General features: G+C 71.3%; 24 protein-coding genes. 10 read left to right on the top strand and 14 right to left on the bottom strand.

Features of this window, described 5'->3' with window-relative positions; all coding sequences use genetic code 11:
• Positions 1-159: 159 nt before the first annotated feature.
• On the bottom strand, positions 160-921 hold the full coding sequence (locus ACIPK4_RS17805; protein WP_054224124.1) for an isoprenyl transferase: 762 nt from the start codon (positions 919-921) through the stop codon (positions 160-162).
• Between the two features lie 129 nt (positions 922-1050).
• Here ACIPK4_RS17805 and mgrA point away from each other — a divergent pair, with 129 nt between their 5' ends.
• Positions 1051-2088: an L-glyceraldehyde 3-phosphate reductase gene (gene mgrA / locus ACIPK4_RS17800; RefSeq protein WP_402313572.1), complete on the top strand. Its 1038-nt coding sequence runs from the start codon at positions 1051-1053 to the stop codon at positions 2086-2088.
• A 131-nt stretch (positions 2089-2219) separates the two neighbouring features.
• Here the strand turns inward: mgrA and ACIPK4_RS17795 are convergent, their stop codons facing one another.
• Complete coding sequence (locus ACIPK4_RS17795) at positions 2220-3047, bottom strand: prepilin peptidase (protein ID WP_402313570.1); 828 nt, start codon at positions 3045-3047, stop codon at positions 2220-2222.
• Positions 3048-3118: 71 nt separating this feature from the next.
• On the opposite strand from ACIPK4_RS17795, the gene ACIPK4_RS17790 reads away from it, so the two are divergent.
• From ACIPK4_RS17790 to ACIPK4_RS17780, 3 genes are all read left to right on the top strand, one after another.
• A complete protein-coding gene (locus ACIPK4_RS17790) occupies positions 3119-3499 on the top strand; it encodes a DUF192 domain-containing protein (protein WP_402313568.1) in 381 nt (126 codons plus the stop codon).
• A 59-nt stretch (positions 3500-3558) separates the two neighbouring features.
• Positions 3559-4176, top strand: a complete 618-nt coding sequence (locus ACIPK4_RS17785) for an SMI1/KNR4 family protein (protein ID WP_402313566.1) — start codon at positions 3559-3561, stop codon at positions 4174-4176.
• 273 nt (positions 4177-4449) lie between these two features.
• Positions 4450-5736, top strand: coding sequence for an extracellular solute-binding protein (locus ACIPK4_RS17780; protein ID WP_054224129.1), 1287 nt, complete (start codon positions 4450-4452; stop codon positions 5734-5736).
• Between the two features lie 251 nt (positions 5737-5987).
• On the opposite strand, the gene ACIPK4_RS17775 is transcribed toward ACIPK4_RS17780, so the two are convergent.
• Entirely contained in the window at positions 5988-6611 is a 624-nt protein-coding gene (locus ACIPK4_RS17775) for a hypothetical protein (protein ID WP_402313564.1), read from the bottom strand.
• A 145-nt stretch (positions 6612-6756) separates the two neighbouring features.
• Between ACIPK4_RS17775 and ACIPK4_RS17770 the strand changes: the two genes are divergently transcribed.
• Entirely contained in the window at positions 6757-7923 is a 1167-nt protein-coding gene (locus tag ACIPK4_RS17770; protein WP_402313562.1) for a serine hydrolase domain-containing protein, read from the top strand.
• Here the strand turns inward: ACIPK4_RS17770 and ACIPK4_RS17765 are convergent.
• The 3 genes from ACIPK4_RS17765 to ACIPK4_RS17755 all read right to left on the bottom strand — a co-directional run bounded on the left by ACIPK4_RS17765 (position 7914) and on the right by ACIPK4_RS17755 (position 11238).
• Complete coding sequence (locus tag ACIPK4_RS17765; RefSeq protein ID WP_402313560.1) at positions 7914-8237, bottom strand: nuclear transport factor 2 family protein; 324 nt, start codon at positions 8235-8237, stop codon at positions 7914-7916. The genes ACIPK4_RS17770 and ACIPK4_RS17765 overlap by 10 nt on opposite strands.
• A gap of 224 nt (positions 8238-8461) precedes the next feature.
• Positions 8462-9412 carry a polysaccharide deacetylase family protein gene (locus tag ACIPK4_RS17760; RefSeq protein ID WP_402313558.1) on the bottom strand — a complete coding sequence of 317 codons (951 nt, stop codon included), beginning with the start codon at positions 9410-9412 and terminating at the stop codon, positions 8462-8464.
• Positions 9413-9657: 245 nt separating this feature from the next.
• Positions 9658-11238, bottom strand: a complete 1581-nt coding sequence (locus tag ACIPK4_RS17755) for an MDR family MFS transporter (protein ID WP_402313556.1) — start codon at positions 11236-11238, stop codon at positions 9658-9660.
• A 120-nt stretch (positions 11239-11358) separates the two neighbouring features.
• Between ACIPK4_RS17755 and ACIPK4_RS17750 the strand changes: the two genes are divergently transcribed.
• Positions 11359-11937: a TetR/AcrR family transcriptional regulator gene (locus ACIPK4_RS17750; RefSeq protein ID WP_376205460.1), complete on the top strand. Its 579-nt coding sequence runs from the start codon at positions 11359-11361 to the stop codon at positions 11935-11937.
• 255 nt (positions 11938-12192) lie between these two features.
• Positions 12193-13203 carry an SGNH/GDSL hydrolase family protein gene (locus tag ACIPK4_RS17745; protein ID WP_402313554.1) on the top strand — a complete coding sequence of 337 codons (1011 nt, stop codon included), beginning with the start codon at positions 12193-12195 and terminating at the stop codon, positions 13201-13203.
• A 3-nt stretch (positions 13204-13206) separates the two neighbouring features.
• On the opposite strand, the gene ACIPK4_RS17740 is transcribed toward ACIPK4_RS17745, so the two are convergent.
• Entirely contained in the window at positions 13207-14037 is an 831-nt protein-coding gene (locus tag ACIPK4_RS17740) for an alpha/beta fold hydrolase (RefSeq protein WP_402313552.1), read from the bottom strand.
• A 92-nt stretch (positions 14038-14129) separates the two neighbouring features.
• Complete coding sequence (locus ACIPK4_RS17735) at positions 14130-14576, bottom strand: nuclear transport factor 2 family protein (RefSeq protein ID WP_402313550.1); 447 nt, start codon at positions 14574-14576, stop codon at positions 14130-14132.
• Between the two features lie 114 nt (positions 14577-14690).
• Here ACIPK4_RS17735 and ACIPK4_RS17730 point away from each other — a divergent pair, with 114 nt between their 5' ends.
• From ACIPK4_RS17730 to ACIPK4_RS17720, 3 genes are all read left to right on the top strand, one after another.
• Positions 14691-15248 (top strand): TetR/AcrR family transcriptional regulator, encoded by a 558-nt coding sequence (locus ACIPK4_RS17730; RefSeq protein WP_402313548.1) that lies wholly within the window; start codon positions 14691-14693, stop codon positions 15246-15248.
• 64 nt (positions 15249-15312) lie between these two features.
• Positions 15313-15897: a MarR family winged helix-turn-helix transcriptional regulator gene (locus ACIPK4_RS17725; protein WP_402313547.1), complete on the top strand. Its 585-nt coding sequence runs from the start codon at positions 15313-15315 to the stop codon at positions 15895-15897.
• Positions 15898-15922: 25 nt separating this feature from the next.
• Positions 15923-16309, top strand: coding sequence for a nuclear transport factor 2 family protein (locus tag ACIPK4_RS17720; RefSeq protein WP_402313545.1), 387 nt, complete (start codon positions 15923-15925; stop codon positions 16307-16309).
• Between the two features lie 9 nt (positions 16310-16318).
• Here ACIPK4_RS17720 and ACIPK4_RS17715 read toward each other — a convergent pair whose 3' ends face one another.
• The 6 genes from ACIPK4_RS17715 to ACIPK4_RS17690 all read right to left on the bottom strand — a co-directional run bounded on the left by ACIPK4_RS17715 (position 16319) and on the right by ACIPK4_RS17690 (position 20428).
• The gene (locus tag ACIPK4_RS17715; RefSeq protein ID WP_054224141.1) at positions 16319-16966 is read right to left on the bottom strand and encodes an OmpA family protein; all 648 of its coding nucleotides are present in this window, start codon (positions 16964-16966) and stop codon (positions 16319-16321) included.
• 4 nt (positions 16967-16970) lie between these two features.
• Entirely contained in the window at positions 16971-17558 is a 588-nt protein-coding gene (locus ACIPK4_RS17710; RefSeq protein WP_402313543.1) for a hypothetical protein, read from the bottom strand.
• Positions 17559-17588: 30 nt separating this feature from the next.
• A complete protein-coding gene (locus ACIPK4_RS17705) occupies positions 17589-18224 on the bottom strand; it encodes a pilus assembly protein TadG-related protein (protein ID WP_402313542.1) in 636 nt (211 codons plus the stop codon).
• A complete protein-coding gene (locus tag ACIPK4_RS17700; protein ID WP_376200720.1) occupies positions 18221-18421 on the bottom strand; it encodes a hypothetical protein in 201 nt (66 codons plus the stop codon). Before ACIPK4_RS17700 ends, ACIPK4_RS17705 begins: the two co-directional genes overlap by 4 nt.
• A gap of 109 nt (positions 18422-18530) precedes the next feature.
• Entirely contained in the window at positions 18531-19217 is a 687-nt protein-coding gene (locus ACIPK4_RS17695) for a response regulator (protein ID WP_402313541.1), read from the bottom strand.
• Complete coding sequence (locus tag ACIPK4_RS17690) at positions 19214-20428, bottom strand: sensor histidine kinase (RefSeq protein WP_402313540.1); 1215 nt, start codon at positions 20426-20428, stop codon at positions 19214-19216. Before ACIPK4_RS17690 ends, ACIPK4_RS17695 begins: the two co-directional genes overlap by 4 nt.

The following is a 20428-nucleotide window of genomic DNA, read 5'->3' as shown; positions in this document are numbered from 1 at the left end:
GCGATGCGCGAGGGGGCCCGGGGACTCCCGAGGGGGCGTCAGGTCATGGCCGGAACCTGGAGACAGGGAGCCCCGAGGCAGGCGCCCGGGAGGCAGGCGCCCGGGAGGCAGGGCCCCGGGGCGGCAGGGGCCCCGGGGTGGCGGCCGGGCCGGCCTGGATCAGGTCCCGTACCGCCGGTGGCGCGCCGCGTAGTCGCGCAGCGCGCGCAGGAAGTCGACCTTGCGGAAGGCGGGCCAGAACACTTCGCAGAAGTAGTACTCGGAGTGGGCGCTCTGCCACAGCATGAACCCGGACAGCCGCTGCTCACCGCTGGTGCGGATCACCAGGTCCGGGTCGGGCTGGCCGCGCGTGTAGAGGTGCTCGGCGATGTGGTCGATGTCGAGGACCTCGGCGAGCTCCTCGAAGGAGGTGCCCTTCTCCGCGTGCTCCAGCAGGAGCGAGCGGACCGCGTCGGCGATCTCCTGGCGGCCGCCGTAGCCGACGGCGACGTTGACCAGTATCCCGTCCACCTCGCGGGTGGCCTCTTCGGCCTCCTTGAGCACGGACTGGGTCCGCCCGGGCAGGATGTCGAGGTTGCCGACGTGGTGCACGCGCCAGCGGCCGTCCGCGGCGAGGCCCCGGACCGTGTTCTCGATGATGTTGAGCAGCGGGCGGAGCTCGACTTCCGGCCGGTCCAGGTTGTCCGTGGACAGCATCCACAGGGTGACGACCTCGACGTCCGTCTCGGTGCACCAGCCCAGCATCTCGGAGATCTTGTCGGCCCCCGCCTGGTGGCCCTGCTCCGTGGTGCCTCCGGACGCCTTCGCCCAGCGCCGGTTCCCGTCCAGGATCACGCCGATGTGCTTGGGCGCCGCGTCATGGTCGAGGCGGCCTTCCACCCGGCGTGCGTAGAGCCTGTACACCAGGTCGCGCAGCTTCACGATCTTCCAGCCCCTCCGTGCAGTGCCCCCGTGAGAAATGCGGTCCCTCCCCCGAGGCCGCCACATTACTGCGCGGCGGGATCGGGTACCCAACTCGGTCGGTCACAGGTCCGTGATAGGGAGGACAACGTGACTGATAACAATCCCTATCGGGCAGAGCCCTCGCGCTACGACTCCATGCAGTACCGGCGCACCGGCCACAGCGGCCTCAAGCTCCCCGCCATCTCCCTCGGCCTCTGGCACAACTTCGGTGACGACAAGTCCCTGGAGACCCAGCGCGCGATCCTGCGGCGTGCCTTCGACCTCGGCATCACCCACTTCGACCTGGCGAACAACTACGGCCCGCCCCCCGGCTCGGCCGAGCTCAACTTCGGCAAGATCTTCGCGCAGGACTTCGCGTCGTACCGCGACCAGCTGATCCTCTCCACCAAGGCCGGCTACTTCATGCACGAAGGCCCCTACGGCGAGTGGGGCAGCCGGAAGTACCTGATGAGCTCGCTCGACGCGTCCCTGAAGCGGATGGGCGTGGACTACGTCGACATCTTCTACTCGCACCGCTTCGACCCGGACACCCCGCTGGAGGAGACCATGGGCGCGCTCGCGTCCGCGGTGCAGCAGGGCAAGGCGCTGTACGTGGGCGTGTCCTCGTACACGGCCGAGCAGACGGCCGAGGCGGTGCGGATCCTGCGCGAGATGGGCGTACGCCCGCTCATCCACCAGCCCTCGTACTCCATGATCAACCGCTGGACGGAGGACGACGGCCTGCTGGACACCCTGGAGGACGCCGGCATGGGCTGCATCTCCTTCGCGCCGCTCGCGCAGGGGCTGCTGACGGGCAAGTACCTGAAGGGCATCCCGGAGGGCTCGCGGGCCGCCTCGGGCAAGTCCCTGAACCCGATGCTGCTCTCGGAGGACGTCGTCCGGCGCCTGCACGGACTGAACGAGATCGCGGGCCGCCGCGGGCAGTCGCTGGCGCAGCTGGCACTGAACTGGGTGCTCCGGGACGAGCGGATGACCTCGGCGCTGATCGGTGCGTCGAGCGTGTTCCAGCTGGAGGAGAACGTGGCGGCACTGGCCGGCGCGCCGCTCTCGGAGGAGGAGCTGAGGGAGATCGACTCCTTCGCCGTGTCCACCCCCGGCACCAACATCTGGGCCCAGCGGGGCTGACCTGCGGTTTCACCCGGGGATTGGTGGAAACAAAAAACGGGCCGGTCCGTGGGGGGGATACGGACCGGCCCGAGGGGGGGGTTCCACCATAACCCTTCGTAAAGCGTTATGCGTGCATCGGCGCAAGATGATTACGCTCCGAAACCGGCCAGCAGCACTCCGGTGAGGGCTCCAGCGGCCATGAAGGGGCCGAACGCGAAGGCCGTCTGACCCCCGCCGGGGCCCTTCAGGACAAGGCCGAGCCCGTACAGGGCCCCGTAGAGGAACCCGAGGAAGGCCCCGGCGGCCCATACCCCCCAGCCGTACCACCCAAGGATGACCCCGAGGGCGAGCGCCAGCTTGACGTCGCCGAAGCCCATGCCGGCGGGGTTGATCAGGAAGAGCCCCAGGTACGCGGCTCCGAGCGCGGCCCCGCCGAGGAGGGCGCCGCGCCAGGACCCGCCGGCGCCGGGCACGAGGGCGGCGGCGCCGAGGCCGAGTGCGGTGGCGGCCGCCAGGGGCAGGGTCAGTACGTCGGGCAGCCGCTGCACGGCGAGATCGACGAGCCCCAGCAGCAGCAGTACGGGCGCCACCCCGACGAACACGACCCCTTCGGGCCGGCCCCCGCACGCGGCGGCGAGGGCGCCGCACACCACCCCGGAGCCGAGGACGGTCCCCACCACGGACACCCCGTACCCGTGCGGGGCCGCGGCCGCGTCCCGCTCCCGCCGTCCGGCGGCGCCGCCCCGCGGGTCCCGCTGCGCGGAGGCGTCCGCCCGGTACGGGCGGGGCGGGGGCCCCGCGGGGGCGGGACGGCAACGGGGCGGTCCCAGCCAGCCCGGGACCGGGTGGCCCTCGGGACAGCGGTCACGCCACCCGGCCCCCGGCTCGACCGACAACCGGTACGCCGCCCGCGGCAACAGCAGCCCCGCCGCCGCGCCGTAGGCGACCGCGGCAACGATGATCACGACCAGCCCCATCCGCCGAAGGTAGGCGCAGACACCGGCACCCGCATGGGCCCGGGGGCCCAACCGCCCCTACCCTGGCGGCCATGACCACCAGCAACGGCCTGCTCCGCCTCGGGCCGGGGCGGGCGCCGGTGCCGCTGGAGATCGCGGCGTCCTACCGGGCCCGGACCCGCGGGCTCCTGGGCCGCGACGGCATCCCCGGCGCCGCCCTGCTCCTCACCCCGGCCGGGAGCGTGCACACGTTCCGGATGCGGTTCGCGATCGACGTGGCGTACCTCGACCGCCGCCTGCGCGTCATCGCCCTGACCACCATGGCCCCGGGCCGCCTCGGACTCCCCCGGCTCCGCTCCCGGCACGTCCTGGAGGCCGAGGCCGGGGCCATGGCGGCATGGGGCCTGCGGGTCGGCTCGCAGCTCGACATCACCGTCCCCGAAGGCCGGGGCGGCCGCCGCGGCCACGGCTAGGCCCCGCGCCGCCCCGGCGGTAGGTTGGGGCGGTTGAGCTGGGGTCTCAGGGGAGCGGCATGACGGAGAACGCGCGGATCAAGGCGCTGGAGCAGATCATGCCGGCGACGCACGGTGCCGACGAGGACGTCGACTGGCCTGCCGCCGAAGCGGTTTGGCGGACCCGGTTCCCGGCCGATTTCATCGCCTTCATGGGCCGCTTCGGTGCGGGCTCCATCAACGGCGAGGCCAGCATCCTCCTTCCGCTGCCCAAGCCCGGCCTCCAGTGGGATCCGGCCGAGATGGCCGAGGAGACCGCCAACGCCCGTCAGCTCTGGGAGGCGGAGGGCGGCCGGGCCGCCTTCGACGTGGACCCCGAGTCGATCATCGCGTGGGGGGTGACCGGCGGCTCGGACATCCTCTGCTGGCTCACGACCGACCCCGATCCGGACCGCTGGCCCGTCCTGGTGGTCGGCCGGCACACCGCGGACTCCTTCGCGGTCCACCCGTACGGCATGGCCGAGTTCCTGTTCCGGCTCTGCTCCGACGAGTTCGACGTGAGTCCGGTCAGCATCACTTTCTGGGACGGCGGGCACCTCAGTTTCGTGCACTGGCGCAAGGCCCAGCGCCGCTGGCAGGAGGGCCGCAACCCGGAGACGGGCGAGCCCGACCCGTACGCCGGCGAGTTCGCCGACTGACCTGATCCGTACCCCTCCACCCGTTCCGCGGAGCCAATGTGCCGGAACCGGGCGTTTCGGCATGTCTACGCGCGTCCGATTTGTGGATCACATATCGGAAAACACCAGCCGGAAAAGCCGCACTTGGAGCATTGCCCACAAGTTCCGCCCCAATGGAACCAACCGCCCCCGCGCAGGAGAGAATTCCGGCCAACGGGTCGTGGACGGACACCCCGGCCCGGAGCAACTCATAAGCAGTAACGGGAATCAAAAGAAATTCAGGGGAATACACCCGTGCGACGAAGAATCTTCGGAACGGGCACGACCGCGGTCGTGTTCGGTCTGCTGCTCCCGCTGTCCGGATGCAGCGGTTCAGGAAACAGCGCAGGTGACAGCGGCACACTGCGCCTGGTCGCCGCCGAATACGGAGACAACCAGGCCACCAGTTCCAAAGCGTTCTGGGACAAGGTGACGGCCGATTTCACCAAGACCAACCCCGGCATCAAGGTCGAGGTCCAGCTCCTGCCGTGGGCCGACATCGACCGCGAGGTCTCCCGCATGGTCAAGGCCGGCAATGCACCCGACATGGCCCTCATGGGCTCGTACTCGGACTTCGCGGCGCAGGGCAAGCTCTATTCCGCGGACGAACTCCTACCGGTCACCGCCGAGGCGAACTTCCTCCAGCCGCTGGCCGAAGCCGGTTCGGTCGGGAACACCCTGTACGGCCTGCCCTGGGTGGCGAGCAGCCGGCTCCTCTTCTACAACCAGGGCCTCTTCCGGCAGGCCGGCGTCAGCGAGCCGAAGACCTGGTCCGACCTGAAGTCCGCCGCCAAGGCACTCAAGGACAAGGGCGTGAAGTACCCGTACGCCCTGCCGCTGGGCCCTGAGGAGGCGCACGCCGAGGCGATGATCTGGGAGCTCAGCAACGGCGGCGGCTACGTCGACAGCGGCGGCAACTACAACCTGGCCTCCGACCAGAACATCCAGACGTTCCGCTGGCTGAAGGACAACCTGGTGGGCGCCGGCCTGACCGGCCCCGTCCCGCCCTCGCAGCTGAACCGCGCCGACGCCTTCGCCGCCTTCGTGCGCGGTGAGGTCGGCATGCTGAACGGCTACCCGCAACTCCTGCACGAGGCACGGGCCAAGGGCATCGACGTCCGCACCGCGCCCATGCCGGTGGCCGACACGATCGGCGCCGGGGAGACTCCGCCGGCCGTGGGTGTCGCCGACTGGATGATGGCGTTCAAGCAGAACGGCAAGCGCACCGAGATCGGCAAGTTCCTGGACTTCATCTACCAGGACAAGAACCTGTCGGACTTCGCGGGCCGCTACCACCTGCTGCCGTCGACCGTCTCCGCCTCCCGCACCCCGTCCGGCGGCGGCCTCGACAGCAACGACCAGTTCTTCCTGACGGCCCTGCGCGGGGCGCAGCTGTACCCGGTGAACGACCCGTCGTGGGTGACGGTCAGCGACACCATCAAGCGCAGCGTCGGCCGCGCCGTGGAGCCGGGCGGCGACCCGAAGAAGGTGCTGGAGGAGATCGCCGCGAAGGCGACCGAGGAGACCAGGAAGAAGCACTGACCGTTCGGCGCCGGGCACCGGACGCAGAAACGTCGAAACATCCGGTCCGACACGGGACTTCCGCCCCTGCCGCATCCCATCCCGTGCGGCAGAATGGCTGCCACGGCTCTTGATCCAAGGCCGCGGACCAGTCGCCCGCCGAGCGCCCACAAGGTGCGCAGGGCGGCCGGCCCCTCTCTTCCCCCGCTCCCCCTCTTCCCCCGGCTCCCCTCTTCCGCGCCCGCTCCGCGCCCCCTGTGCCCGTGCCGGGTTCAGACCTTGCCGTTCTCCGTCGAGAACGCCGTCCGGTACTGCTCACAGCTGGAGTTCCAGGGCAGCGTGCCCGTGAGCGTCCCGTAGCCCGAGCGGGTGACCGACCACTCGACCGTGTACTCGCCCGTGTCGCAGGCGACCCGCTTGCCGCCCGGGACCCTGACGCGTCCCGTCGCCGGCTGTCCGGTCAGCTCCTTGTGCACCTCTGCCGCCTTGGCGTGGTCCGACGAGCGCCGCAGTACGGCGTGCACGACGATCGGGTGCCTGCCGTCCTTGGTGGTCACGGCCTTCTTCACCAGCGTCGAGTCCGACACCGCCCAGCCGAAGTCGAACGAGGGCTGCCACGCGAGGGTCTTGGGGTCGGCGGCCTTCCGCTCGTACTCGGGGGCGCCCGAGGGTCCGGGGCGCGTGACCGTCTTGTACTGCACGCCGGGGTAGAGGCGGAACTGCCCTTCCACCTTGTGCATCTCGTCCTTGGTCCACTGCGACTTCATGCTCTTCTCGCCGCCGGACGGGTCCTGGAGGTACGTGCCGTCCGCCGCGGTGGCGGCCTGGCAGAGGGCGGGGAGGGCCGCCACGGCGGTGACCGCGAAGGCGAGAGCGGCGGTGCGGGTGCGCTTCATGCCCGGTCCAACGGGGGCCCGCGGCGGGCCGGAACGACGCCGGGGGCGCTTTCACCCGTACGGGATGCGCTCACCGGAATATCCCATGATCATCTTCCGTTCCCCGTGAGGACGCGACGGTACGGAACGGACTGGGGAGCCCCGGATGAGCGTGAGTGCGAGCGTGAGGGTGAACGGCACGGTGGCGGCGGGCTGGGAGCCCGTGCGCGAGGAGTTCGAGGCGTTCGTCGCGGCCGAGGCGCACTCCCCGGAGGCGCAGCTGGCGGTGTACCGGGACGGCCGCCGCGTGGTCGACCTGTGGGCCGGCGAGGACACCGACGGCTCCACCCTGACCGGGGTCTACTCGATCAGCAAGGGCGCAGCGCACCTGGTGGTGGCGCTGCTCGTGCAGGACGGCGTACTGGACCTGGAGCGCAGGGTGTCGGCGTACTGGCCGGAGTTCACCGGCGGCGGCAAGGAGCGGCTGACGGTACGGCAGCTGCTCTCGCACCAGTCCGGGCTGATCAACACCCCCGAGGGCTTCGACTACGCCGAGCTCGCGGACGACGCGGTGGTCGCGGCGCGGCTGGCCGCGCAGGAGCCGTACTGGGAGCCGGGGACGGCGTACGGGTACCACGCGCTGGTGATCGGCGCGCTGACCGGCGAGGTGGTCCGGCGGGCCACCGGGCGGTCGCTGCAGGAGGTGTTCGAGGAGCGGATCCGGGCCCCGTACGGGCTGGACCTGTACCTGGGCCTGCCCGAGGAGCTGGAGGGCCGCTGGAAGCCGGTCCTGGACATGCTGCCGACGCCGGAGCAGCTGGCCGCCCGCGCCGCGGCGGACACCCCGCTCCCTGAGCTGCTGCCGGTCGCCTTCAACGCGCACCGCGGGACGCCGACGGACCTGGTGGCGTACGCCAACCACCCGAAGGTGAAGGCGCTGGGCCCGGCGTCGGCCGGCGGGATCGGCACGGCGCGCGCGGTCGCCGCCCTGTACGCGGCGGCGATCAGCGGGGTGGACGGCCGGCCAGCGCTGCTGGAGCCGGGGACGGCGGCCGAGTTCGCGCGGCCCCACACCCCGGGCGAGGACCGGGTGACCGCGGAGACGGACCACTTCGGGCTGGGCTTCGAGCGGCAGCACGCGGTGGGCCCCCGGGTCTTCGGGCACAGCGGCGCGGCGGGCGGGCTGGGCTGGGCGGACCCGGCGACGCGGATCGGGTACGGGTACACGCGCCGCCGGTTCGGCTTCCCGGGCGGGGCCGCCCCCGAGAACGACCGCCTGGCGGAGGCGGTCCTGCGGGCGGCGGCGGGGCAGGACGGCGCGGGTCAGGCCTGACCGGTCTCGAAGCGGCTGATGCGCCCGTCGCCGTTGGTGGTGAACCGCCAGGCGGTGCGCATCTCGCCCCAGGTGTCGTTGCGGTAGTTGACGACGAGGGAACGGCCGCCGTCGGCCTCGGCCTCGACGTCCATGTGGCCGGCGGAGGACCAGATCTCCCTCTCGGCCCACTGGGCGAGGTCGCGGTCCGAGCCGTCGTCGGACATGGTGGCGCCCTCGGTGAGGACGGCCCGGAAGGCGTCCTGGTCCCCCGCGTTGACGGCGGTGACGAAGGCGCGGACGGCGGGGTCGGTCAGCTGGCTCGACGGGATCACGGTGCCTCCTGGGCGGTCGTACGGGCTGCGTACGGGGCGGGTGCGCGGCCGGCGCCGCCGGGCGGGTGCGGGGCTGGTACGGGTGCGGGGGCGGTACGGGTGCCGGCGGGGCGGGTGCGGCTGGCGGGCGGGTGCGGCTGCGGGTGGGGCTGTGTGCGCGACCAGGGAACACCGCGGGCGGCGCCGGTGCGACGACCCTCACCCGTTCGCCACCGGACGGCGTGTCAGGAGGCGTCGGGGGCGGTGCGCACGGGGAAGCCGGTGGGGCGGCCCTGCTGCTTCAGCCAGGCCAGCACCTGGTCGAGGGCCTCGACGGTCTGCGCGCGGTTGCCGCCGCCGTCGTGGAAGAGGACGGTCGGGCCGTTGCGGATCTCGTTCTTGACGGCGTTGACGATGGCGGCGACGCCCGGCTTGCCGAAGTCCTTGGTGTCGACGTTCCACCCGAGCGGGCGCATGCCGTTCGCGGCGGCGATGCGGCGGCTGTCGGGGGTGAACGCGCCTCCGGGGGCGCGGTAGTACTCCACCTTGGCGCCGCCGCCCGCCGCGTCCTCGATCATCTTCTTCGCGTCCAGGATCTGCTTCTCCTGGTAGGCGACGGGCTTCTTGTCCATCGCCGTGTCGTGGTCCGCGGTGTGGTCGCACAGCCGGTGGCCGGCGGCGACGACGCGCTTGACCAGGTCGGGGTGGGCCTTGGCCTGCGGCCCGATCATGCAGAAGGTCGCCTTCACGTCGTACTTCTTCAGCACGGCGAGGACCTTGGGGGTCCACTGCGGGTCGGGGCCGTCGTCGATGGTGATGTTGACGGCGTTGCCCCCGCTCTCGGAGGCGTGGGCTATGCCGTCGGGTATCCCCGCGTGCGGCGAGCCGCCCGCGCCTTGGGCCGCGCCTCCCTTGGAGCCGTCGTCCCTGCCCCCGCCGCGGTGCGAGCCGTCGTCCTCGCCCTCGCCGCGGTGCGATCCGTCGTCCTTGCCCTCGCCGGCCGTGGCGCCGTCGTCCGTACCGGCGCCCCCGCCGCCGGTACGGAGCGCCGCGTTCCCCTGCCCCTGCCGTCCGTGCCCAAGTTCGACGAGGGCCGTCACGCCCCACGCCGTCCCCGCGACGGCGACGGCCGCCGCCACGACGACCGCCCCGGCGCGGATGCCGCCCTGCCCGTTCGTGCGCGTCGTGAAGCCCATGAACCGTCCCCTCCCCAACCGGTTTTCCGTGCGCTCTCTCCTCCATGACGACCCGTGAGGCAGAGGGGTTCCCGCCCATTGCCCCATAAAATTCAGTTAATAGAACCTTGGTCCTTGATCGTCCCGATTTCGACCCCATGCGAAACGGGACGAAACCACAGCCACTCCTGTAACCGCTTCGGCGCATGCAAAAACCCGGCCCCGGCGGGAAATCCGCCGGGGCCGGGCTGCCCGTGTCGTACGCGTCAGTGCGAGAAGGACTCGGCCGGAGCCGGAGCGGCCTTGCCGTCCGCCGCACCCGCGGCCTGGGGACCCGCACCGCGCAGCGGGACCTCCTTGACGAACCAGGCGGCCGCGAAGCCCAGTACGGCGATGAACGCGCCGAGCAGGAACGCGGAGTGCGTACCGGCGGCGACCGCGTGCTGGTAGGCGTCGCGCACCGCCTCCGGCAGCTTCGCCAGGCTGGCGGCGTCGAGCTGGGCGGAGCCGGCGGCCTGGGCGGCCTGCGGGCCGAGGCGCTCGCTCATGGTGTCCGTGACCCGGCTGGTGAACAGCGAGCCCATCAGGGCCACACCGAACGAGCCGCCGAGCGTGCGGAAGAGGGTGGCAGAGGAGGACGCGACGCCCATGTCCTTCATGTCCACGCTGTTCTGCGCGACCAGCATGGTGATCTGCATCAGGAAGCCGAGGCCGGCGCCGAGGATGGCCATGTAGACGCCCGAGACCAGTCGGGTCGTGTCCGTGTCCATCGTGGCCAGCAGGTACATGCCGACGACCATCAGGGCGCCGCCGAGGATGGGGAAGATCTTGTACTTGCCGCTGCTGGTGGTGATCCGGCCCGCGATCAGCGAGACGACCATCATCGACAGGAGCATCGGGAGCAGCAGCAGGCCGGAGTTGGTCGCCGAGGCGCCCTGGACCGACTGCTGGAAGAGCGGGAGGTAGAGCACCCCGCCGAACATCGCGAAGCCGACGAGGAAGCCGATGACCGACATGAGCGTGAAGTTGCGGCTGCGGAAGATGTGCAGCGGCATGACGGGCTCGGCGGCCCTGGTCTCGGCGAAGAGGAACGCGGCGATCGACACGATGCCGACGACGATCAGGCCGATGATCTCCGCGGAGCCCCAGGCGTACTCGGTGCCGCCCCAGGTCGTGACCAGCACGGTCGAGGTGATGGCGATCGTCAGCAGCGCGGCGCCCAGGTAGTCGATCTTGCCCTGGGCCTTCTTCTTCGGCAGGTGCAGGACGGCGGTGACCATCGCGAGCGCGACGGCGCCGAGCGGCAGGTTGATGTAGAAGGACCAGCGCCAGCCCATGTGGTCGGTGATGGTGCCGCCGACCAGCGGTCCGCCGATCATGGCGAGGGCCATCACGCCGGCCATCATGCCCTGGTACTTGCCGCGTTCACGGGGCGGGATCAGGTCGCCGATGATCGCCATGACGCCGACCATCAAACCACCGGCGCCGAGGCCCTGGACGGCGCGGAAACCGATCAGCTGACCCATGTTCTGGGCCATGCCGCTGAGCGCGGAGCCGATCAGGAAGATCACGATGGAGGTGAGGAAGGAGCCCTTCCGCCCGTACATGTCGCCGAGCTTGCCCCAGATGGGGGTGGAGGCCGCGGTGGCCAGCGTGTACGCGGTGACCACCCAGGAGAGGTGCTCCAGACCACCGAGCTCGCCGACGATCGTCGGCATCGCGGTACCGATGATCATGTTGTCGAGCATGGCCAGGAGCATTGCGATCATGAGGGCCATGAGGACGACACGGACGCTGCGCGGCTTCACCTCCCCGGAGACCTCTGCCGTCTTAGTTTTTTCAGCCATGTCCACTCCCCGTTTACCCACCTGCTCCGGGCCCTTACTTGCCGCCCGGCTAGTTCACTACACTAGGGGAAGGTAGACCCGTAACTAGCCGGGCGTCAAGTAAGCAATTTGGGGAGAGCCATGTCCAGCAGCAGTCCGCAGGCGCGCCGCGGCAACACGCGTCAGCGCATCCAGGACGTCGCACTGGAGCTCTTCGCCGAGCAGGGGTACGAGAAGACGTCGCTGCGCGAGATCGCGGAGCGGCTGGAGGTCACGAAGGCGGCGCTGTACTACCACTTCAAGACCAAGGAAGACATCATCATCAGCGTTTTCGAGGACCTGACCAGGCCGATCGACGAGCTGATCGAGTGGGCGCAGCAGCAGCCTCCGACGCTGGAGACCAAGCGCGAGGTGCTGCGGCGCTACAGCGAGGCGATGGCGGCGGGCGCGCCGCTTTACCGCTTCATGCAGGAGAACCAGGCGACGATGCGGGAGCTGAGCATCGGCGAGACGGTGAAGCGCCGGCTGTTCACCCTGGTCGAGCTGCTCCGCACGGAGGACGGGCCGCTGGCGGACCAGGTCCGCTGCGTCAGCGCCCTGTTCACGCTGCACGCGGGGATGATGTTCCTCCAGCACGTGGAGGGCAACCCGGAGGAGACGCGTCTGGCGGCCCTCGAGGTCGCCACGGACCTCATCACGCAGGCCCACCAGAACCATTGACGCCGGGTCGGCCGGCGCAGCGCGGCGCGGCGGCATGGCACGGCCCGGCGCGGCGGCGCGGCGCGGCACAGCCCGGCGCGGCCCGGCGGGATTCGAGTTCGCCGCGAACCGGCCTGTGACGGCCTCCAAGCCCCCCGCGTCACCCGATCCGGGGGTTTGCAGGGCGGTTGACTACTCTCAGTAATCGAATCGGCTACCTTCAGTGAAGAGCGCACCGCGGATCGGCCGTACGGCGCCCGAGCGAAGGACACCGTCATGCCATCCCGCACCCGGTCGGCCCTGGTGAGCGCGCTCGCCCTGATGGCCCTCACCGCCGCCCCGACGCCCGCCACGGCCGCGCCGCTTCCCGTCCCCCTCGACTACACCGCCCTCGGCGACTCCTACAGCGCCGGTTCGTTCGTCCGCCCCTGGTCCACCGATGACGGCTGCGGCCGTTCCGCCTCCAGCTATCCGCGGCAGAGCGCCCGCCGCCTCAACCTGCACCTGACGGACGTCACGTGCGCCGCCGCCGAGGTCAGAGCCGGGGTCCTGGAGCCGCAGACCGAGCTGACCGGTCCCCCGTCCGTCCCGCCCCGGTCCGGCTGGGCGCCGCGGCCGGCCCAGATCAAGGCCGTGACCGCCGCCACGGATCTCGTCACCCTCGGCATCGGCGGCAACTCGGTCGGGTTCGTCGAGATCGTCAAGAGGTGCATCGAGCAGGGCATGGCGGCCTTCGGGATCGGCAGCCCCTGCTCCACCCACTACACGCGGGGTCCCGGCGCGGCCCCGCTGAACGCCAGGTTCACCGCCCTGGAGGCGGACTTCACGACCACCCTGAAGGAGATCCGGACCCGCGCGCCCCGCGCCAAGGTGGCGGTCGTCGGCTATCCGGCCGTCGTCGCGGACCGCGCCGGCTGCTCGTTCGGCTCGTGGCGCCAGCTCGGCACCGTCACCAAGGGGGACATGTCCTTCCTCGACAGCCTGGAGCGCCGGGTCAACGCCGTCCTGCGCAGCCAGGCGGAGCGCGCCGGCGCCGTCTACGTCGACACGTACGCCTCCAGCACCGGGCACGGCGTCTGCGCCGGGCCGGACCAGCGGTGGATGTACGGGATCAAGGACGACCTGACCGGCCCCGGCACCCAGAGCGACCCGCCCTCCGGCCTGTGCCGGATGGTCCCGGGCGAGGGGGAGGCGTGCACGGTCCTGCACCCCAACCTCCGCGGCGCCACCCACCAGGCCGACCTGGTCACCCGGGCCCTGACGGGGCTGGGGGCAGCCGGCAGATGAACCTCACCCGGCCGGCGGCCGGTCCGAGGAGTGGATGAAGGCGGCGAGGGAGTCGGCGTAGCGGTCCGGGTGGGTGAGGTGGGGGACGTGGCCGTCCTCCTCCAGCGTCCGCATCCGTGCCCGGCCGAGCGCGGTCGCGAGCTTGCCGACGATCACCGGGAACCACGGCGGGCTCTCGCTGCCGAAGGTCAGCAGGGCGGGGCCCTGGTAGTCGCGGAGGCCGGCGAGGTCGATGTGCGACCAGTCCGGGTCGGCCATTTCGTCCGCGAAGGTGGAGGCGTTGGCGGCGAACGTCTCGCGGACCCGCTCCGGCACCTGCTCCCAGCCGCCCGGCCCGACGGCGACGTCGTCCACGAACCGCTGGGCGCCGGCCCGGTCCTCGCCGGCCCGCAGGGCCGCGAGGACGCGGTCGAGGGCGGCCTCCATGGCCTGCATCAGCAGGCGCAGTTCGCGGTCCTCGTCATCCACGACGTCCATGAGCGGCGGCTCGTGTGCGGTCAGCGTGCGCAGGAGTTCGGGGCGGCGGGAGGCGAGGCCGAGCGCGGTCGAAGCCCCAAAGGAGCTCCCGGCCACGTGGGCCGGGGGGCCGAGGAGCTCGATGAGCGAGGCGAGGTCGTCCTCGTCCTGCCGCCGGCTGCCCCGGCCCGGCGGACAGGCGCTCCGGCTGTGGCCGCGCCGGTCGTAGACCAGCACCCGGAACGACTGCGCGAGCCGGGGCACGACGCGCCGCCAGGTTTCGTGGTCGACCCACGAGCCGTGGACGAGGACCAGGGGTTCGCCCTCGCCCACGACCTCGTAGTGGAGGTCCGCTCCGTTCACCCGTGCCCGTGCCATGCCGAGTCTCCTCACCTGAGCCGCCGCGAGGGGGCCCGAGCGCCCGCGCACAGACATACCGCGGGCCGGTGCACGGCACACCTGGCGGCGGCTCAGGTGAGGCGGCGGTCCGCGGGGCTGATCGGTACGTCGTTGATGCTGGCCTCGCGGCGGCGCATCAGCCCGTTGGCGTCGAACTCCCACTGCTCGTTGCCGTGGCTGCGCCACCACTGGCCGGTGGTGTCGTGCCACTCGTACTCGAAGCGGACGGAGATGCGGTTGCCGGTGTACGCCCACAGCTCCTTGCGGAGGCGGTAGTCGAGCTCGCGCTCCCACTTCTCGGCGAGGAACGCCCGGATCTCGGCGCGGCTGGTGAGGAAGCGGTCGCGGTTGCGCCAGACCGAGTCCTCGGTGTAGGCGAGCGCCACGCGCTCGGGGTCCCGGCTGTTCCAGGCGTCCTCCGCGGCCTGGACCTTGACCAGGGCGGATTCCTCGGTGAACGGCGGCACGGGCCGGCGCACGGCGGTGTCGGGGGCGGGGACGGGGACGGGGGCGGTCATGGGTGCACCTCTGCCGAAGGAGGGAACAGGAAGAGAGAACGATCGTTCTCTCCGAAGGGCGACGATAGAGAACGACCGTTCTCGCCGCAAGGGGTCCTGGGTTACGCTGCCGTCATGAACGACGAAGAGGCCCGCACCCGGCTGCTGGACGCGGCGGAGGCGCTGTTCTACGCCGAGGGCGTCCAGGCCGTCGGCATGGACCGCATCCGCAGCACGTCGGAAGTACCGCTCAAGCGGCTCTACAAGATCTTCCCGGCCAAGGAAGCCCTGGTCGCGGCCTACCTCGAACGCCGCGACCAGCGCTGGACGGCAAGCCTGCGCGATGCGGTGGCACAGGCCCCCGGCACAGGCGAGGCGATCGGGGCGGTCTTCGACTGGCTGGCGCGTTGGTTCTCGGAGCCGGACTTCCGGGGCTGCGCGTTCCTGAACGCGTACGGGGAGCTGGGCACCGGCCCCGCCGGGGTGCTGGACGTCGTACGCCGCCACAAGGCGGAGCTGCGGGGACTGCTGGCCGAGCTCACCGGCCCCGGGCGCGAGGAGCTGGCGGACCAGCTGCTGATCCTGGTCGAGGGCGCGACGGCGGTGGCCGCCCTGACCCCCGGCCCGGAACCGGCCCACCGCGCCCGACAGGCGGCATCAACCCTGCTCTCGGTCACGGACCGACCGAACTAGTCGCGCACCGGGGGCCGTTCGCTCTGGCGGCGCAGTCCCCAGCAACGTAGAGTGCTGCTTCATAATGAAGGAAGTACATAATTCCGGAAGCCTGGCCCGCGACAGCGACGGCTCCCTATACGACCACGGCGTGCGCGCCTCGATGCAGGCATTCGCCGCGGGTGGCGACACGCTCGCCCTGGAGGCGGCAGCGGCCGTCCGCTCGGCCTCACAGGCGGTCGACCGGCTGCGCTCCCAGGGCGCGGGCGGGCGCGGACTCAGCGCGGGGGCACTCGACGTCCTCGCGCGGCTGAGCACCGCCCCTGAGGAGGGGCTCAGCATCGGTGAACTGGCCCGCGCGGCCGGCGTGAGCTCCCGCAACGTCACGGGCCTCGTCGACACCCTGGAGCGCGACGGGCTGGCCCAGCGCGTCCAGGACCGGCACGACCGCCGCTCGGTCCGGGCCCGGATCACCCCGGCCGGCCACGACTGGCTGACGTCCTTCCGCAGACCGACCCAGCGCGCGATGTCCGCCGTGTTCCAGGGCTTCACCGAAGACGACCTCGCCCGGCTCCGGCACCTGTGCCTGCGCCTGGTCGAGAACCAGCAGCGCATCGAGCAGCACCTGGCCACGAACCGGCCCGACCAGCCCGACCGGCCCGCTTCCTGACCCGACGACACGGAGGACCGACCACATGACCACCGGCTCAACCACCCGGCACACGGTCAGGGCGTACCACGACGCCCGGTTCCGCGGCGATGTGCCGACGGCCGCCGCCCAGATCGGTGACGGCTTCACCTTCCGCAGCCCGTTCATCACCTCCGACAGCCCCACCGGCCACCTCGACGGCCTGGACGGGCTGCTCGGGATCGTGACCGGCGTCGATCTGATCAGCGAGCTGTACGGCGAGACCGAGGCCACGCTGGTCTACGACGTCCACACCACCCCGGCCGTCGGCATCACCCAGCGCACGGCGGAGCACTTCCGTCTCCGCGACGGCCGCATCACCGCGATCAGGCTCATCTTCGACTCGGCGCCCTGGCAGGCCATCATGACCGCTGCGGGGCCGACGGGAGGCTGATGACAGGCCCTAGCTGCCGCCGGCGGCGGTGCTGCGGGGGAAGGTGATCTCGACGCGGCGGTTCTTCTTGCGGCCTTCCTCGGTGCTGTTGTCGGCGATCGGGTAGTCCTCGCTGTACCCCCGGACGTCGTAGATGACGCCGGGGGCGGTGACGGTCTTGGCGAGCTCCGCCTGGACGGCGTCGGCGCGCTGCTTGGAGAGTTCCTGGCCGTGCTCGTAACTGCCCTGGTCGTCGGTGAACCCGAAGACCCGGACGCGGGTGGCCTTCTGGGAGTTGATCTCGTTGGCGATGGCCTGGATCCGGGCAGCGGCCTGGGCGTTGAAGACGGCGCTGTTCTCCGGGAAGAGGACCTCGGACTGCAGGGCCATCATCACGGACTGATTGGTCTCCTGCCGCCGCTGCTCACCACCGAGGTCTTCGACGACCTCGGCGATGTCGAGCACCTTGATCGGAGCCAGGGTCCCGCCCTGGGGGATCTTCAGCCCGGGCGCATTGGAGTCGATGGGCACGGGCGCGGCGGCGGAGGGCTCGGTGCCGGGGGGCAGGGACGGCTTGACGTCATCGGCGTGGGCGCTCGTCGCGCCGATGAACTGAGCCCCTGCGATGACGAGACCGGCGACGGCTGTCGCGGCGGAGACGCGGTGGCGTTTATTCATGGGGTCACCCGGAGATTTTGATGGTGGCCGTGGCGAAGGTGGGCAGGTTGAAGTCCACCTCCGTGGTGCCGGCGGGTGGAGCGGGGAATTGCGCGAAGAACGGGATGGTCGCGCCCCCCTTCACGCGGGACACGCCCGTGGTGCACAGACACCTGCCTTCGGTGTCACGCAGGACGTAGTACCGCTTCTTTCCGGCCTTGTCGACGAGCGTGGCACCGGCAACCGACTCGCCACCGGTGGTGAGTTCGCTGCCCCTCCAAGGTGCGGTACCCGTAAAGTCCTTATCCGCCGAGTTCTTGATCTGACCGCTGACAGTGAGGAAGCCGCCCGCGTCACGAGCGGCGGAATTTATCACCATGGTGATGCCGTTCTCTCCACTCACCGTTGCGAGCACCTGGGTCGGCTCCGGCGTCTGCCCTCCGTTGGGTGAAGGCGCGGACGCATTGCCACCGGACGGAGCCGCGGATGTCTTCTGAGGCGTGGTCGACTTGTCGTCGTCACCACCTCCGCAGCCGGTCAGCACGAGGGCCAAGGCCGCCGCAACCACCACGGCCGCTCCCCCACGGGCCTGCACCATGTGCCGCATGCTCATCTACGCCGTTTCCTTGTCTGTCGTTCGCTGTCAGTCGACCAGTTGCACGCTGAAGAGAGCCCTCGCCAGCTGCGACAGCGGGCCTGGTTTCGCGGGGTCCAACGTGAGGGTCTTCCCACTGCACACGAAGGTGACACTGCCCTCCCCAGGAGAGGGTGATGGGCTTGTTGTTGGTGCTGGTGTAGGCGTGGGGGCGGGGGTAGGAGCCGAACGGAGCGAACATCGCGGTTTGATCCGGGCCCTGGCCGTGGCCTTCCCCCGTACGTCCCCTGTCCCCGGTACGACCGAATTCCCGACCGTGCCGTTGGTGGTCACAGCAACCGTGAATTCGGGGAGTGCCGGTTCACACTCCGCAGTTGCGTCGTTCAAGGAGGCGAACTCGACCGCCTTCTCGCAGGCCCCTTCCCGCTTGAGGAGATCGCCGTCGACGACCTCCTCCCAGTCGGCGGGCTTGAGACTGAGCAGGTCGAGGCCCAGGAACACCCTGTCTCTGGCTTCACGCGCGGCTGCCAGGGCTGCCGCGTCGGCGGCACCCTGCGCATCGCTTCGGGTGGCGCCGGCCATGCCGACTACGAAGAACGCCAACGCCGCGAAGAGCAGCCCCGCCACCACAACGATGTAGATGGGGAAGGCCTGACCCCGGTCAGCAAGTCGATGGGTGATCACTTGCCCGCAGTGATGGAGGTGATCTGATCCTTGATCTTGGTCGTGATGTCCTGGCCGATGCCCGTGCCGACGATCGCGCCGATGATCACTACCACCACCAGGATGATGCCCAGGTATTCGAAGGCCGTCTGGCCTCGGTCGGGGGTGGTTCGGGTGGTGTAGCGGTTTCGCATCCTCGCCAGGGTGTTCTGCAACATGGAGGTCCCCTCCCGGGCCGGTGCCGCTGCTGGTTTGCGGACCGTACGGGAGTCACCGGTGATAACCAAGGGTCCCGGGGCCCAATTACGGACCCACTGCGCACTCCGTCTACCCATGGCCGGACACCCCCGGACGGGCCGTTCCCAGCCAGCGGGCTATCGCCTCGCTGCGGCTCGTGCTCTGGAGCTTCGCGAAGATGCGGTTGATGTGGTTCTTGACCGTCTTCTCGCTGATGAAGCAGGTGGCCGCGATCTGCTGGTTGCTCATCCCGGACGCGATCAGATCCATGATCTCCACCTCCCGCGAACTCAGGCCGAAGAGAACCGTGTTGTGCAGTCGCTCAGAAGAGCGTGCCACATTTCGTTGCGGTTGCGAAGAGGTGCGGAGGTCCGCGAGGAGGGCGCTCGCCGCCGTCGTCGTGAACTGGGCCCGGCCCTCGTGGACGTCGCGGACCGCGCGGAGCAGGTCCTCCGGCGTGAATTCGCCGTGGACCAGGTAGCCGCCCGCGCCCAGGAGCAGCGCCTCACGGACGACTTCCGCCTCCTGGCTGTACGTCAGCATCAGTACGGGCGCCAGCTGTACGAGGTGCGGCAGGGCCGAGATGCCGTCGACGCCCGGCATGCGCACGTCCAGCAGGATCACGTCGGGGGCGTGCCGTCGGGTCAGGCTCAGGGCCTCGCGGCCGTCCGCCGCCTGGGCCACGACCGCCATGTCCTGCGCCGTCGCCAGGAGCGACGCCAGGCCGGCCCGTACCACCGGGTTGTCGTCCGCGATCAGGACGCGCAGCGCGGTCACGGGCCGCCCTCCCCCGTGAGGGCCGCCAGCGGGAGGTCCAGGCGGACGAGGGTGCCCGGCCCGGCCGGGCGGGCTCCGAGGTGGAGGCGGGCGCCGATGGCCGTCGCGCGTTCCGTGATGCCGAGCAGCCCGAAGCGGCCGCTGCGGTGCAAGGCGTCCGGGGGGAGGCCCCGGCCGTCGTCCTCGATGCCGAGGGTGAGGTCGGTGCTGTCCACGGCCGCCCAGACCCTGACGCGGGTGGCTCCCGCGTGGCGGCGGGCGTTCTCCAGGGCCTCCGTGGCGACCGCGAGCAGGTGGTGCGCCACCGGGGCGGGGAGCAGCGGGAGCACCCCCGACGTGCGGAGTTCCGCACCCGCCGCCTCCGCGGCACGGCGCAGCTCGCCCAGGAGGGAGACCCCGGGGGCCCCGGCCTCGTTGCGCAGCCCGGTCAGGAGTGCGCGGGATTCCGCCGCCGCCCGGCGGGCCGCGCCGGACAGCAGGTCGGCCTGCCGGCGCAGGGCCGCCGGGTCGGTGGTGCGGGCGAGGGCGTCCGCCGTCAGGGCCAGGCCGTGCAGGGTCTTCGACACCGAGTCGTGCATCTCGCGGGCCAGGTGCTCCCGTTCGGCGCGCACCGCCTCGGCGACCGCCAGCCGGGCCCGGGTCTCGGTCAGGGCCTGGCTGGCCGAGCCGAAGCGGAAGAGGAGGTCCCGCAGCGAGGCTCCGGCCGCGCCCGCCAGGAGACACAGGCCGGGCAGGGCCACCCCGCCGGCGAGGGCGGCGACCGCGACCGCCGCCAGGGCCGCGTAGACCGCCGAGCCGCGCCATCCGTGGACCAGCCCGGCCAGCAGGGGCGAGCAGAGCACGGCGAAGCCGAGGGGTGACCGCGGGGTCGCCGTGACCAGCAGCAGCCCGCAGCAGGCGAGGTCGGGGGCCAGCAGCCAGCGGTGGCGCAGCAGCAGCGGCCCGAAGCGCTCCCAGTCGCGGAAGAGCACGTACGAGAGCATGAAGGTGAGCAGGATCGCGCCGGCCACGAGGTACGTGGGCCCGCCGCGGGCCGTGCGGCCCAGGGCGAGCGGCGCGCCCAGGCCGATCATCACCATCCGGAACGCGAAGACCCGGCGGCACAGGGCCTGGAGGGCGTTGGCCTGGAGGGTGAGGGAGGGGCCGGGCCCCTGGCCGCGTGGGGAGCGTCCCACCGGCGGGGCGGCGGCCCGGACGTGGAGGACGGCCAT

The sequence above is a fragment of the Streptomyces sp. NPDC086989 genome, from assembly GCF_044745505.1.
Lineage (GTDB): Bacteria > Actinomycetota > Actinomycetes > Streptomycetales > Streptomycetaceae > Streptomyces.
Note: the sequence above shows the minus strand (reverse complement) of the source record. Positions and strands in the feature narration are given on the sequence as shown.

Coding starts and splice junctions, on each gene's coding strand:
- ACIPK4_RS17715 (WP_054224141.1), bottom strand. CDS start 16,966: ATGAATAAACGCCACCGCGTCTCCGCCGCGACAGCCGTCGCCGGTCTC.
- ACIPK4_RS17735 (WP_402313550.1), bottom strand. CDS start 14,576: ATGACCGCCCCCGTCCCCGTCCCCGCCCCCGACACCGCCGTGCGCCGG.
- ACIPK4_RS17745 (WP_402313554.1), top strand. CDS start 12,193: ATGCCATCCCGCACCCGGTCGGCCCTGGTGAGCGCGCTCGCCCTGATG.
- ACIPK4_RS17730 (WP_402313548.1), top strand. CDS start 14,691: ATGAACGACGAAGAGGCCCGCACCCGGCTGCTGGACGCGGCGGAGGCG.
- ACIPK4_RS17785 (WP_402313566.1), top strand. CDS start 3,559: ATGACGGAGAACGCGCGGATCAAGGCGCTGGAGCAGATCATGCCGGCG.
- ACIPK4_RS17770 (WP_402313562.1), top strand. CDS start 6,757: ATGAGCGTGAGTGCGAGCGTGAGGGTGAACGGCACGGTGGCGGCGGGC.
- ACIPK4_RS17795 (WP_402313570.1), bottom strand. CDS start 3,047: ATGGGGCTGGTCGTGATCATCGTTGCCGCGGTCGCCTACGGCGCGGCG.
- ACIPK4_RS17700 (WP_376200720.1), bottom strand. CDS start 18,421: ATGTTGCAGAACACCCTGGCGAGGATGCGAAACCGCTACACCACCCGA.
- ACIPK4_RS17720 (WP_402313545.1), top strand. CDS start 15,923: ATGACCACCGGCTCAACCACCCGGCACACGGTCAGGGCGTACCACGAC.
- ACIPK4_RS17710 (WP_402313543.1), bottom strand. CDS start 17,558: ATGAGCATGCGGCACATGGTGCAGGCCCGTGGGGGAGCGGCCGTGGTG.
- ACIPK4_RS17760 (WP_402313558.1), bottom strand. CDS start 9,412: ATGGGCTTCACGACGCGCACGAACGGGCAGGGCGGCATCCGCGCCGGG.
- ACIPK4_RS17755 (WP_402313556.1), bottom strand. CDS start 11,238: ATGGCTGAAAAAACTAAGACGGCAGAGGTCTCCGGGGAGGTGAAGCCG.
- ACIPK4_RS17750 (WP_376205460.1), top strand. CDS start 11,359: ATGTCCAGCAGCAGTCCGCAGGCGCGCCGCGGCAACACGCGTCAGCGC.
- ACIPK4_RS17775 (WP_402313564.1), bottom strand. CDS start 6,611: ATGAAGCGCACCCGCACCGCCGCTCTCGCCTTCGCGGTCACCGCCGTG.
- ACIPK4_RS17725 (WP_402313547.1), top strand. CDS start 15,313: ATGAAGGAAGTACATAATTCCGGAAGCCTGGCCCGCGACAGCGACGGC.
- ACIPK4_RS17690 (WP_402313540.1), bottom strand. CDS start 20,428: ATGGCCGTCCTCCACGTCCGGGCCGCCGCCCCGCCGGTGGGACGCTCC.
- ACIPK4_RS17790 (WP_402313568.1), top strand. CDS start 3,119: ATGACCACCAGCAACGGCCTGCTCCGCCTCGGGCCGGGGCGGGCGCCG.
- ACIPK4_RS17740 (WP_402313552.1), bottom strand. CDS start 14,037: ATGGCACGGGCACGGGTGAACGGAGCGGACCTCCACTACGAGGTCGTG.